The following is a 13,564-nucleotide window of genomic DNA, read 5'->3' on the forward strand; positions in this document are numbered from 1 at the left end:
GTCACCCGGTCGCACCCTGCATCTGCACTGCACGCACGATCTGCCCCTGGAACAGGAGGTAGATGACGAACAGCGGCAGCGAGCCGAGGATGGCCACGGCCATGTGGAGACCGGGCGTGTCGATGTTCCCCTGGTAGAGGTTCACGAGCCCGATCGGTAGCGTGTAGGCCGTCTCACTCGACAGCACGAGCAAGGGCCAGAGGAACGCGTTCCAGTTGTAGACGAACATGAACAGCGCGAGGGCCGAGAGGATCGGCTTCGCGAGCGGCAGGATGATACGCGTGTAGACCTGGAACGTCGAGAAGCCGTCGAGCCTGGCCGCCTCCTCGTACTCCACCGGGATGTCTCTGAAGAACTGATAGAGGAGGAACACCCCGAGCGGACTTGCGGCGGCCGGCATGATCACGCCCCAGTAGGAGTTGATCAGTCCGAGGTTCGAGACGATCTGGTACAGGGGCACGATGTTCATGTAGTACGGGACCATGAAGCTCGCGAGGATGATCCCCATGACGGCTCCCTGTCCGGGCCAATCGAGTCGGGTGAGCGAGAACGCGATCATCGAGTCGATGGCGACGATGAGGATCGTCGCCCCGCCGGCGATGATGAACGTGTTGATGGTCCACTGGACCACCAGCGTGTTGTCCAGCAGGTACTGGTAGTGCTCGAACGTGATCGGTTCGCCGACCAGCGGCGGGATCCAGTACGGCCGCGGGTCACGCAGCAGTTCGTTCGGCTGGAACGACCGCGAGATCGTGTACAGATACGGGACCGCCATGAGGAACGCGAGCCCGTAGAGGAACACGTGCAACAGGGCGCTCCGAATGGAGTCGCCGGTCAGATAGGCGCTGACCGACCGCGATTGCGTCGATTCAGGCATTGGAATCACCGATTACCTTGAAGTTGACGATGGCGATCAATATAAGGATGGCGACCAGCACGTAGCCCATCGCCGCGCCGTACCCGAACTGCTGTTGGGAGAACGCGCTCCGGTAGAGGTAGTAGACCAGCGTGTCCGAGGAGTCGCTCGGGCCGCCCTGGGTCATGATGTAGGGCTGGGCGAACACCTGGAACTGCAGGATGAACTGCACCATCACGACGAACACGACCGAGTTCCGCATCTGCGGGAGCGTGATGTCCTTGAACGCACGCCAACCGGTCGCACCGTCGAGCCGAGCGGCCTCGTAGAGCCGTTCGGGGATGCTCTGTCGGGCGGCGAGGAAGATGACGAAGTTGAAGCCCACGAGCCACCACACCGTCATGAAGGCGAGCGAGCCCATCACGAGGTCCGGCGAGGTGAGCCATCCCGGCGGATTCTCCATGACGAAGCCGAGATAGTAGTTGAGCAGGCCGTAGCTCTGTGAGTACACCTGTCCCCAGACCAGCGCCACGACCGCGACGGTCAGGACGTAGGGGCTAAAGTAGATGGCACGGAGCGTCCGCTTTCCAGCGACGTCCCGGTTCACGCCGAGCGCCATCACGAGCCCGAGGATCACGAGCGCCGGGACCGAGATGGCGACGAAGAGGAGCGTCCCCTCCATGGCGTTGTAGAACACCGGATCCTGGAACAGTTCGACGTAGTTCTGTAGACCGACCCACTCGGTCTCCGTGAGGTCGAACTTGTTCGGGTAGGTGTGGAGGCTCATGTAGAGCCCCTTCACCGCGGGCCAGACGAGGAAGACCGTGAACACGGCGAGGTACGGGATCGACCAGAGGATGCCCTCGATGGTCTCCTTTCGGAGTCCCATGACTGTCTTCCGATTCGTGCCTGTCTCACCTCCCGAGATTCGTTCTGATATCCCCATCGTTTACTTACTCCGAGATGCCGTTGGAGACCGTCTCGATACCGGACTGGACCCCTGCCTCGGGCTCCGAGTTGTGCGCCCAGATGTCGACGAGCCAGGTGTACCAGTTCTGTGCGTTGGGGTCGCCGTTCGGGACCTTCGGGTGGTAGAAGTAGTCGCCGTCTTCCGCCATCTCGACGTACTTGTTGAGCGTCTTGTCGTAGTACGGGCTGTTCTGGAAGGCGTCGGACTCGTAGATGCTGTTTGCAGCGGGCAGGTGACCGGCCTCGGCACCCCAGGAGGGGTTCTGCGTGGTCATCCAGTGTGCGACCTGCGCCGCGATCTCCGATTTCGCGTCGCTACGCCCGTCCTTCTTCGGGAGGACGAGCGAGTGGCCGTCGGCCCACACCTTGTCCTGTTGCTTGTTCGGGCCGACCGTCGGCTCGAAGAAGCCCCAGTTGAGGTCGTCGACGCCCGAGAGGGCCGCGACGTACCAGGTCCCGTTCATGGCCATCGCACAGGAACCGTTCTGGAACGCGTTGTTCCCCCACGTGTCCTCGCTCGTGGCGGGAGCCCAGCCCATGTCGCCGGTCATGTCGGAGAAGAGCTGAGCGATGTTCATCCCGGCCTCGCTGTCGAAGGTCGGGTTCCACTCCTCGTCGTAGAGGCTGCCGCCCTGCTGTTTGACCCACGAACTCCAGGTTCGGAACGATCCGAAGCCGTCGTTGTACGGCGACTGGGTGAACGCGGCCGCGTCGGTGTTCTGAGCGACCGCGTTGCCGGCCGCCTCGAACTCGGACCAGTTCGTCGGCGGACTCTCCGGGTCCAGTCCGGCCTGCTCGAACAGGTCCTTGTTGTAGTAGACGCCGATGGGGTGCATGTCCATCGGGAGGGCGTTCACGTTTCCGTCGACGGTGACGAGGTTCCAGTGGCTCTCGGTGTAGTCGCTCTGCATGGAACCAGTGTCAGCGTACTGACCGATGGAGTCGACACCGCCGGCCCAGGCACGCAGGTACGCGGCGTGCATGACTGCCATATCCGGAGCCTGGCCGCCAGAGAGAGCCGTGAAGAGCTTGTTGTAGTACTCGTTCCACGGTGTGCGCTGTCGATTGATCGTGACTTCGGCGTCCGTGTCGAGTGGCTGCTCCTCGTTGAATTTGTTGACGATGCTCTCCATGATCGGCCCCTCACCGCCGCTGAAGAGCTCCCAGAAGGTGATCTCGTAGGACTCGCTGCCACCGTCGCCCGTGCTTCCGCCGTCACTGCCACCGTCGCCGCCGTCGCCACCATCGCCGCCACTGTTGCCCCCACAGCCTGCGAGGGCGACTGTTCCAGCGACACCGAGCGATTTGATGAACGTTCGACGGGTCTCGCTACCCGAGGCTTTCTGAACCATGTGCTACCATTACAATCTGAACTATTTATAGGTCTATTTGTAGTGGAAGATCATGCCGGTTCTGTCGGGCGATACCATGCGAACTGGAGGGGCTTCCGAGGAGTGGTAGTTGTACACGCGCGGGGGTTCTAATCACAACTATTATTATGCCACTTGGCAATTACGGCACTATGGGTACGGTTAGCATCGAGAACGTACGAAAGGTCTACGACGGCGACCCTGAGGTCGTGGCAGTCGACGACGTGAGCTTCGAGATCGCTGACGGCGAATTTCTCACGATCGTCGGGCCATCGGGTTCGGGGAAGTCAACACTGCTGCGAATGATTGCGGGACTGGAAGATATTTCTGACGGGACGATCCGAATCGGGGATCGAGTCGTCAACGGCGTCCAGCCACAGGATCGGGACGTCGCGATGGTGTTCCAGAACTACGCGCTGTATCCGCACATGTCCGCGCGAAAGAACATGTCCTACGGGCTGGAGTTGACGACCGATCTCCCCGACGAGAAGATCCAGCAGCGCGTCGAGGAAGCCGCCGAGATGATGGGCGTCACCGAACAACTCGACAAGCGGCCCGGGAACCTCTCGGGTGGCCAGCAACAGCGAATCGCGACCGGCCGCGCCATCGTTCGCGAGCCGTCCGTGTTCCTATTCGACGAACCGCTCTCGAATCTGGACGCCAAACTCCGACTCCACATGCGGACGGAGCTCCAGCAACTACAGGACAAACTCGGCACCACGACAGTCTACGTCACGCACGATCAGGAAGAGGCGATGACGATGTCGGACCGAATCGCCGTCGTCAACGGCGGCCAACTCCAGCAGATCGGAACGCCGGAGGAAATCTACGACGAGCCCCGGAACCTGTTCGTCGGTGATTTCGTCGGCAGTCCCCCGATGAACCAGTTCGACGTCCGCCTGGACGGATCGACGCTGGTCGGCAACGGATTCACCTACGAAGTCTCCGACTCGATCCGCGAGCGCATCGACCAGTACGCGAAAGGCGTCGACGAGTTCGTTCTCGGCATCCGCCCGGAGAACATCACCATCGTCGACGAGGACCACCCGAACACGATCCGTGCGTACCTCGACGTCCGCGAACCGGTCGGCTCTGACAATTATCTCCACATGGACATCGACGGCGAAGAGTGCTGGGTCCGCGTGCCCGGCGAGGTCAAACCCGAGACGAACCAGGACCTCTCGCTGGCGTTCGACGAAGATCGGCTCCACCTGTTCCGCCAGTCCGACGGTATCAACATTCTCGCAGCGGATGAGCCGGCAAAAGAGATCCCCCCAACGGAGCAGGCCCAGTAGGCGGATTTGTGAGCATCGCTGGACTGGATTCCCAGCGGTCTGTATCGGAAGGCCACTGGTCTGAGACCGACGATCTGGCACCCGGTATTTCTCCTTCCGCTGATCCCCCTCGTGTTGTTGTGGATTGCCGGCCCCCACCGGACGAGAATCCATCGTTGCCGAGTCCGTGTGACAGGAACGGAGCAGTGTCTGTGCCAGCGACACCGTTCCGATTACTCAAAATATCGTTCAGTTATTCTGAACGCCTTCAATAACACGAGTACACGTGTTATGTTATAGGCCTCTTTCAACCCACGCCGCTCAAAGCGTCCAGGGACGTCTAATTCGGCACGCTGCCGACCTTTCAATTCCACGTCCGAATGTCCGTATTTAATTCGGCCGAGTGTTGGATTCCACTATGGAGAACACGCGAGCGTCATTTCGGGAGGGGTGCGCATATTGCGGAACACAATTCGAAAATTACTGTATCAGTTTCGAGAATAGCTAAGAGACAGCGGACCGAACGACTGAGAGGACCGCCCTGTCGATACGGACTGTCATCGCTCTCGGCAATCTATATCCGAATTATAAGATTTGTTCTGATTTCTCAGTGATTTCGCACATCTGAATATTGTTATTCGAACTTAATTCCCGAATTCCCCAATAATATATCTCTCTGCGTCGAATGCCGACTTTTCAACCACAGGTATTACTATTTTAGACGGAATTACCCACAATATGTTTTTTAACAGATTTACCACCCATTTCTACGGGCTGATAGCGGTGCTCGAACGACATCCATATGGAATTGTAGTGCGGTACGCGGAGGCAGTCGTCCTCGACAAAAATCCGGTTCTCAGGGACGAATCGGTGTCTCGGTCCTCAGTAACCGAGTTCTTCGCGAATCAGGACGACAGTCGTCCGACCCTCTTCGAGTTCCTGTCGGAAGATGAGCTGTTTGGCGATTGCGGATTCGACCCCGTAAGCCTCCTTGGCTCGTTCGTTCTCGAGCGGGTACGCGACGGACTCCAGTCGGTCCAGGGCGTCGTCCAGCGTGGGGACGATTTTGTTGACCCCGCTGACGATGACGACGTTCTCGGCGGCGAAGGGGTAGGCACCGATCCGGCTCCCAGAGCGATCTGCCGCGACTAGTTCGCCCGTCTCCGCGATGGCGTTGATACCGCCGACGAAGTAGTCCGCAGTCTGTGACTCTCGACGAGCGGCCTGGCGCTGCTCGTCGTCGTCGATGCTCCAGATCTCGTCCGGAAGGCTCTCCCACCCGTGGTCGCCCTCTGTCAGGTAGTCGACGAACCCGATCTCTTCGAGCGTCGTCGAGTGACCGTTCATGACGGACACGTCTGAAGGAATGTGGGACGTGAGCGATTCGAGCGCTTCGTCTGTCGAGTCGGCGACCACGACCTCGAACCCGTTCGCCTCCAGATTGGCGACCGTTTCCTCGATGGTGTCGTCGTCCGGCAAGTCATCGAGCGTTGCGTCGATTTCGGCGTCGTCTACGTAGTCTGATTTTTGCTGGCTCATGGAATGAGGTGCTTCGACGTATCCGAGTACTTGCGCGAGTCTCTTAACCGCTCGCGGACACCGGCGTCAGCTAGTAACATCGGTGTCACTCGACGTCAGACCGCGACAGTCGGTGACTGGTTGCGACCATCTCTGTGGATGAAAGACAATTTCACTCGGGTGACCCAAATCGTCGACCGATGTGGCGCGAGAAGATCGACCCGCCACGTTTCGAAGGTGGGTCACTGGTCCCCGTCGCAACGTACCTCCTGACCCTCGCCGTTCTGTCCGGTCTCCTGTTCGTCTCACCGCCCGGTTCTCCGCCGCCGCTTCTCGGGATCGGCTGGGGTGTCTTCCTCAGTGTGCTCGCCGTCGGTGCACTCGTGGTCGAAGGCGTTTCGCCGCGGTCACTCCTCGAACCGTCCCGGCCGTTCCTGCTTGCGGTCACCCCCGTCGTCGGATTTTGGACGGCGTACAACCTCCTCGCGTTCGGTCTCGCCCTCGTGGGGATTCCCGGGCTCGAACTCGGTGGGTCGAGAGTGACCGCTCACCCGGTGCTGTATCTCGCGGCCTTCGGAAGTTCGCTCCTGTTCACCGCGATTCCAGAGGAACTGATGTTTCGCGGGTATCTCCAGTCGAAGTTCGTCTCGGTCGCCGGTGGCAGTACACGGCGGAGAATCGTCATCGGCGTCACCGCTGCGACAGCGCTGTTCACCGTCTTTCATCTCCCTCGGGTGTTCGCGTCGGGACACGGCCTCGGGCCGGGGCTGGCGACGACGCTGACGGGACTAGCGCTTGCCGGGTTCGCCTACGGTCTCGCCTTCCTGCTGACACGGAATGTCTGGCTGGTCGCGCTGTTTCACGCGACGATGAACCAGCCGCCGTTCCTGCTCACAGTGCAGTTCCCGCCCGAGCTCCACCTTCTGGTCGGAGCCGTCGAGTACGGCGGCATCGTTGCCGTCGCATTCGTGACCAGTCGAGTGACGAGGTCCGACGGCTCGATCGGAGTTGCGTCTCACCGCCTCTCGTCGGCAGACGACTGAGCGCAGGTGCACGTTGCGAGAGCGAGCAACTGCTCCAACGTGAACGATGGGCCGTCCACACACAGACACCACTGTGTCCGCAGTTCTCGGTGTGGACGAGTCCGTGGTTATCGGAACAGCGGACATGCTGGTGTGCAGGCATTCGAGATATCTCTGTAGTCCAGACTCGACACGAACCATAGAGATAGCAGAACCAAGGAATGATGCGAACTCAGATGATTCGAGAGTGAGAATTACTGCGGACATTGTGGTGTTGGATCGGGACACGGTGTCATTTCTACAGCGAGAGTAGACCCCCGCTAGGGAAGTGCTTGACTGAGATGGGGCGCTGAGCGACGGTGTGACTCCTCGGAGACACCACCATGTCCGCCGTTCTTGAGATGATGGCCAGCGAAACAGCGGACATTGTGGTGTCTGGGATATCCGGGGAACAAAAGGACCCCTCCCACCCCACTGTGTCCGCAGTTCTCCGATGAAAGGAGTGGAGGGTGGGATGGAAAGGAATGAGAATCCCGTACAGGAGGATCAACTGGAAGAAGTCCGTGTTAGCATCTGTAGACGGGAGACGGAAGGAAGGTCAGGATGAAGTGAGGTTGAAGAGTGAACGATTCCTTCTGCTTCAAGGGAGTGCTTCAGAATGTACTGGCGCTCTGCTAGGTACCGAGCCCGCTACAGCTACGGCAAAGTTGTTGAGCCTACGGACCAACTCAGACGCCATTATAATAAACCTTTCCAAAATTTAGAGTTTGTTCTCACCCCCTCCCCACCCCTTGGACCGATTACTGCGGACATAGTGGGGTGGGGGTGTCCCGCTATGATTTAAGAAACACCAGAACAACGGACACTGCGGACACTGCGGACACGGGTGGTTTTATGTGTCTTCTATCTAATGTACCAACGAATACAATGGGGATATTCGAACGAGATACCGAAATCTATCTTGATCGGGATGCGCTTCGGGAGGATTACCAGCCCGAAAATCTCGTGGGACGGGACACCGAACTCGATCGGTACAAGGCCGCACTCCAGCCCGTCATCAACGGTGAACAACCGAACAACATCTTTCTCTACGGGAAGACCGGCGTGGGTAAGACGGCTGGGACGCGGTATCTGATCGATCACCTCAAAGCCGACGCGGCACAATACGAGGACATCGATCTCACGGTCAAGATGCTCAACTGCGACGGGCTCTCGAGTAGTTATCAAATCGCGACCCGTCTCGTCAACGAGTTTCGGAACGAAACGAACCAGATCAGCACGACCGGATATCCCCGAGCGACGGTCTACGACATGCTCTGGACCGAACTGGACTCGTGTGGCGGTACGATCTACATCGTTCTCGACGAAGTCGATCACATTCAGGACGACAGCATTCTCTATCAACTCCCGCGTGCTCGCGCGAACGAAAACCTGAGTTCCGCGAAGATCGGAATCATCGGTATCTCCAACGACTTCTCGTTTCGAGACAACCTCTCCCCGAAGGTCAAGAGCTCCCTTTGTGAGGAGGAAATCCAGTTCCCGGCCTACGACGCGAACGAACTGATCAAGATTTTGGAACAGCGAGCCGAAGTTGCTTTCCACGAAGGTGTCCTGGAAGACGGCGTCATCGAACTCTGTGCCGCCTACGGAGCCAAAGACGCCGGTGACGCCAGACAGTCGCTCGACCTCCTGATGAAAGCGGGCGACCTGGCTCGCGATAAGGAAACCGACACGATCTCGGACGACCTCGTTCGCGAAGCTCGCGACGTCCTCGAACGCGGACGGATCCGGGAGGGAATTTCCGGGTTGACTCAGCACGGCCACCTGGTCGTGTACGCGCTGGTCACGCTCGATCAGGAGGGCAAGACGCCTGTCCGAACGCGAGACATCCGACCCCGATACACGAACTTCGCCGAGAAAGCCGGTATCGACCCCCTCGTTCCCAGACGTATGCGAGACCATCTGGGAGAACTCTCGATGCTGGGGATTATCTCCGCGATCGAACGCAACGAGGGCCGTCGCGGCGGGACCTATCGAGAGTACTCGGTCGAGATGGATCCGAAGATGATCCTCTCAGCGCTCGAAGACACCGTCGACGACGTCGGTATCCACACGTCAGTCGCCGATCTCATCGATCGAGACGTGACGCTCTCTGACTTCGAATCCCCGACGTGACTTCCCAACGGGAAGCAACTGCGGACATGCTGGTGTCGAAACAGCGGACGCACCGGTGTCCCCCGCTCTCGCTGTCTCGACGGAGCAGAACTGCGGACAGGGTGGGGTAGACCGCCGGATCGAACGCACCCTGTCCTCGGCTTTCCATTTCTCGAAACTGCGGACACACTGGTGTCGGAACAGCGGACACACCGGTGTGGGAACCGCCGGACCCCCTGCCGGGGAACAGCGGACATACCGGTGTTGGCCCGGCGGAACCGAGATCTGAACGGTCTCTCATATGTTCTGAAGACAGGCCGTACTGTCGCTCGTAACCACACGGTAGCGTCCGGGAAGCAACCGACTGCCCGGTCTCGGAACTGCGGACAGGATGGGGTGGCTACGCGACACCGGAGTGTAACTGCGGACAGAGTGGGGGTAGTCGACGAGACGGTGATTCGAAACTGCGGACAGCGTGGGGTGGTCGACCCGATGCCAGCGCAAAACTGCGGACAGTGTGGGGTGAGATGGGGAGGGAAGCGGTCCACGCGACGATCGCCCGAACCGGCTGTCAGCGTCGAGTCCGAATCCCGTCGGGTGCGGGAATCCGTCGGTGAAAGGATGTGGTGCTGTTGCTGGTGGTGTTGTTGGTGCTTGTGCTAGTAATTATGATTCCCTCCCCCACGGATATGTGGGTAGTAAACGTAACATAGTGGCATCAAAACTGCGGACACGGTGGTGTGGGGGTGGTCGGCCAGTTCGGAGCAACTGCGGACACGGTGGGGTCGATTCTCGGACCTCAGTGCCAGAGAACAGCGGACACAGTGGTGTTCGACCGCCAGACACACTGGCGATAGAACAGCGGACAGAGTGGGGTACAGTGACGTCGACGTGATTCGACGCGCGAATCGGGGATTCGGATCAGGCTGAAACAGCGGACACAGTGGTGTCCCTCCGGTTTCGCGTGAGTCGGCCAGTTCGAGGCGTTCGCCTCCGTCCCGTCGTCGGGTGCTACTGGTCTGGACCGAACAGCGCAGCGGCGTCGTCGGGCGTGTCGAAGTCGTGGAAGTGCTCGCCCTTCTCTTTCGTGAGGATGTTCAGAGCGGCCGCCGCGCCATCACCGGCAGAGATGACTGCCTGCCACTCCTCTGCGCGGACCATCGCACCAGTAGCGTAGGCGTTGTCGACGCTCGTCTCCATCGTCACGTCCACGTCGACGGTGCCGTCGTCGGCGATTTCACAGCCGAGCGACTCCGCGAGGTCCCGATTCGCCCCGGTCGCGAGGACGACGTAGTCCGCCTCGTGGGTCCCGCCGTCTGTGGACACCTCGAACCCCGCGTCGGTCTCCTGGACGTCGGTTACTTCTGTTCCCTGCTGTCTGTCGACTCCGAAGCTGTCGACCTGCTCGCGGGCGGTCTCCAGGAACGCCGTCCCGTCCTGCGAGCCGACGCCGAGGTAATTGAACAGGTGGGCCTTGTGCATCCACGTCCCGTCGGTGTCGAACACTGTCGTCTCCAGGCCGTTTTTCTGTGTGAACAGCGCGGCGCTCAGGCCGGCGGGACCACCGCCGACGACGAGTACGTCGGTCACGAAATGACGTTACGCCGACACAGTTGTAACCGTTTTGCTTCGTTACACGTTACCGGGCAGCGCGACCTGTGCGACAGACGACTGTCGACGGTTTCACTCCACCCAGACCGTCTTCGCGTTCGTGAACTCCCTGATGCCGTGTTTCGAGAGTTCGGTCCCGTAGCCGGAGTCCTTGATCCCACTGAAGGGGAGTCGCGGGTCGGACTGCACGATCTGATTGACGAAGACGTTTCCGGCGTCGATCTCGGGAACGAGTGCCTCGCCGCGTGCGGCGTCGGCGGTCCAGACGCTGGCACCGAGTCCGAAGTCGGTGTCGTTCGCGACGCGTACCGCCGCCTCGTCGTCGGGCACAGCGGTCACTGTCGCGACTGGACCGAACAGTTCTTCCTCGGCGGCCGGACACCCATCTGGAACGTCGGTCAGAATCGTCGGCGGGTAGTAGTGGCCCTCACGGGGCAGCGGCTCCCCGCCCGTGACGACGGTGGCCCCGGCGTCGACGGAGGCTCGCACCTGGTCGTCGAGCTGTTCGAGGATGTCCGCCCGGGCCAGCGGGCCGAGGTCCGTCGCCTCGGCCGTCGGGTCGCCGATGGTGAGCGACTCCATCCGTCGAGTGACCGCGTCGAGGAACTCGTCGTACACCGCCTCGTGGACGACCAACCGCTTCGCGGCGATACACGACTGGCCGGCGTTCTGGGTGCGAGCCGTCACCGCCTGCTCTGCGACCGTCTCGATCGGGGCGTCGTCGAGGACGACGAACGGATCGCTCCCGCCAAGTTCGAGCACGGTCTTTTTGAGTGCCTCGCCGCTCTCTGCGGCCACCGCTCGCCCGGCGCGGGTGCTCCCCGTGAGCGTGACCGCCGCGACACGATCGTCGGCGATCACGCCAGCGACACGGTCGGTGGGGATCTGCAGCGACGAGAAGACGCCCTCGGGGTACCCCGCCTCGCGGAAGATCGACACGATCGCCTGCGCACAGCCGAGCGTGTTCGGAGCGTGCTTGAGGAGACCGACGTTACCGGCAGTGAGGTGTGGCGCGGCGAACCGGAACACCTGCCAGAACGGGTAGTTCCAGGGCATGATCGCCAGCACCGGCCCGAGCGGTTCGTAGCTCACGTAGGTCTTCGTGCCGGGCGCGCCGTCGAGGCGGTCGTCCTGGAGTTGCTCGGCGGCGCGCTCGGCGTAGTACTCACAGACCCACGCGCACTTCTCGACCTCGGCGCGCGACTGGTCGAGCGGCTTGCCCACCTCGTCGGTGATGAGCGCGGCGTACTCCTCCTTCCCGTCGCGGAGGACCGCAGCCGCGTCTTCGAGGAGGGCTTCGCGCTCCCGTATCGGTCGGTCGCGCCACGCGTCGAACCGAGTGGCGGCGCTGTCGAGCGTCGCCTCCACTGCGGCCTCGTCGTCGACCGCGTACGTCGCCAGCGGCGCGCCGGTCGCGGGATTGCTAGTCTCGAACGTCGTCGACGAGTCCCCGCTCATGGCCAGATCCCCAGCGTCTCGTGGCTCTCGGCGACCCGTTCGAGCGCGACGGCGTACGCCGCGTCCCGCCAGGGAACTCCCCGCGTTTCGTGGCTCTCCCTGACCGCTTCCCATGCCGACAGCATCCGGTCGTCGAGTTCCTCGCGGACCTCTTTGTGGGTCCACGAACGGCCGTTCGTGTTCTGCAGCCACTCGAAGTAGCTCGCGGTGACCCCCCCGGCGTTCGCGAGGATGTCGGGAACCACCGGGACACCGCGATCGGCGAGAATCGCGTCGGCCTCGGCCGTCGTGGGCTCGTTCGCGCCCTCGACGACGAGCGACGCCCGCACGTCCGGCGCGTTGTCCGCCGTCAGGACGCCGCCGACCGCGGCGGGGACGAGCACGTCCACGTCGAGTTCGAGCAGCGCGTCGTTCGTCACCTCGTCGGCGTCGGCCGCGGCAGTGCGGTCGGTGAGCGGACCCGCCTCAGCCGAGAGCGCGTCGATGTCGACTCCGTCTTCGTCGTGGACCCCGCCGTCGATGTCGCTCACGGCGACGACGGTCGCGCCCCACTCGTCGAGGAGTCGGGCGGCGTGGCCGCCGACGCTGCCAAACCCTTGAATCGCCACGGTCAGCCCGTCGATCGAGTGGTCGTAGTAGCGCGCCGCCTCGCGGGCGACGAGCGCGGTGCTCCGACCCGGCGCTTCCTCGCGACCGGCGAGGCCGCCGACGCGCGGGGGTTTCCCGGTGACGACGCCGCGCGTGCCGTCGCCGGTCTGCATCTTGTACACGTCGGCGATCCACGCCATCGTCTGGGCGTCGGTACCCATGTCCGGCGCGGGGATGTCGGTCTGCGGGCCGACGAACGACCGCATCTCCTCGGCGAACCGACGGGTGAGCCGCCGCTTCTCCTCGGTCGAGAGTGACCGCGGGTCGACGGCGACGCCGCCCTTCGCGCCGCCGAAAGGCAGGTCGAGGAGCGCGCACTTCCAGGTCATCGCCATCGCCAGGGAGACGCACTCGTCGCCGGTCACGCCGGGCGCGTACCTGATGCCGCCCTTGTACGGGCCGCGGACGTTGTCGTGCTGGGCCCGGTACCCCTCGAACACCTCGATGTCGCCATTGTCGAGGCGCACGGGAATCGAGACGCGGTGGACCTGCGAGGGGTACTTCAACCGCTCGACGTACTCGTCGCTCACGTCCACCAGTGCTGCGAGCCGGTCCAGCCGCCGCCTGGCCGTCTCGACCGCCGGTTCGTCGGCCGCCGTCTCCGCTGTCGTGGCGTTCGCTGATATCATCGTCGCTATGCAGTGGTCTTCGAGGCCGTTCCTTAATAGTTTTTCCAAATATTGG

10 protein-coding genes are annotated in these 13,564 nt (G+C 61.8%); 3 read left to right on the forward strand and 7 right to left on the reverse strand.

Features of this window, described 5'->3' with window-relative positions; genetic code table 11:
- Position 1: 1 nt before the first annotated feature.
- The 3 genes from ACOZ4I_RS18495 to ACOZ4I_RS18505 all read right to left on the reverse strand — a co-directional run bounded on the left by ACOZ4I_RS18495 (position 2) and on the right by ACOZ4I_RS18505 (position 3,177).
- Positions 2–877: a carbohydrate ABC transporter permease gene (locus ACOZ4I_RS18495; protein WP_424004891.1), complete on the reverse strand. Its 876-nt coding sequence runs from the start codon at positions 875–877 to the stop codon at positions 2–4.
- Positions 870–1,745: a carbohydrate ABC transporter permease gene (locus ACOZ4I_RS18500; RefSeq protein WP_424004892.1), complete on the reverse strand. Its 876-nt coding sequence runs from the start codon at positions 1,743–1,745 to the stop codon at positions 870–872. Before ACOZ4I_RS18500 ends, ACOZ4I_RS18495 begins: the two co-directional genes overlap by 8 nt.
- A 64-nt stretch (positions 1,746–1,809) precedes the next feature.
- The gene (locus ACOZ4I_RS18505; RefSeq protein ID WP_424004893.1) at positions 1,810–3,177 is read right to left on the reverse strand and encodes an ABC transporter substrate-binding protein; all 1,368 of its coding nucleotides are present in this window, start codon (positions 3,175–3,177) and stop codon (positions 1,810–1,812) included.
- A gap of 170 nt (positions 3,178–3,347) precedes the next feature.
- Here ACOZ4I_RS18505 and ACOZ4I_RS18510 point away from each other — a divergent pair, with 170 nt between their 5' ends.
- Positions 3,348–4,490: an ABC transporter ATP-binding protein gene (locus tag ACOZ4I_RS18510; RefSeq protein ID WP_424004894.1), complete on the forward strand. Its 1,143-nt coding sequence runs from the start codon at positions 3,348–3,350 to the stop codon at positions 4,488–4,490.
- An 861-nt stretch (positions 4,491–5,351) separates the two neighbouring features.
- Here ACOZ4I_RS18510 and ACOZ4I_RS18515 read toward each other — a convergent pair.
- Positions 5,352–6,008, reverse strand: a complete 657-nt coding sequence (locus tag ACOZ4I_RS18515; RefSeq protein ID WP_424004895.1) for a lactate utilization protein — start codon at positions 6,006–6,008, stop codon at positions 5,352–5,354.
- A gap of 179 nt (positions 6,009–6,187) precedes the next feature.
- Here ACOZ4I_RS18515 and ACOZ4I_RS18520 point away from each other — a divergent pair, with 179 nt between their 5' ends.
- The gene (locus tag ACOZ4I_RS18520) at positions 6,188–7,030 is read left to right on the forward strand and encodes a type II CAAX prenyl endopeptidase Rce1 family protein (protein ID WP_424004896.1); all 843 of its coding nucleotides are present in this window, start codon (positions 6,188–6,190) and stop codon (positions 7,028–7,030) included.
- A 906-nt stretch (positions 7,031–7,936) separates the two neighbouring features.
- Positions 7,937–9,184 carry a Cdc6/Cdc18 family protein gene (locus tag ACOZ4I_RS18525; protein ID WP_424004897.1) on the forward strand — a complete coding sequence of 416 codons (1,248 nt, stop codon included), beginning with the start codon at positions 7,937–7,939 and terminating at the stop codon, positions 9,182–9,184.
- A 990-nt stretch (positions 9,185–10,174) separates the two neighbouring features.
- Here the strand turns inward: ACOZ4I_RS18525 and ACOZ4I_RS18530 are convergent.
- From ACOZ4I_RS18530 to gdhB, 3 genes are all read right to left on the reverse strand, one after another.
- The gene (locus ACOZ4I_RS18530) at positions 10,175–10,753 is read right to left on the reverse strand and encodes an FAD-dependent oxidoreductase (RefSeq protein ID WP_424004898.1); all 579 of its coding nucleotides are present in this window, start codon (positions 10,751–10,753) and stop codon (positions 10,175–10,177) included.
- A gap of 93 nt (positions 10,754–10,846) precedes the next feature.
- Positions 10,847–12,232, reverse strand: coding sequence for an NAD-dependent succinate-semialdehyde dehydrogenase (locus ACOZ4I_RS18535; protein ID WP_424004899.1), 1,386 nt, complete (start codon positions 12,230–12,232; stop codon positions 10,847–10,849).
- Entirely contained in the window at positions 12,229–13,509 is a 1,281-nt protein-coding gene (gdhB, locus tag ACOZ4I_RS18540) for a glutamate dehydrogenase GdhB (RefSeq protein ID WP_424004900.1), read from the reverse strand. The genes ACOZ4I_RS18535 and gdhB overlap by 4 nt, the downstream gene beginning before the upstream one ends.
- Between the last annotated feature and the right edge of the window lie 55 nt (positions 13,510–13,564).

Source organism: Haloarcula salina, from assembly GCF_049603855.1.
Lineage (GTDB): Archaea > Halobacteriota > Halobacteria > Halobacteriales > Haloarculaceae > Haloarcula > Haloarcula salina_A.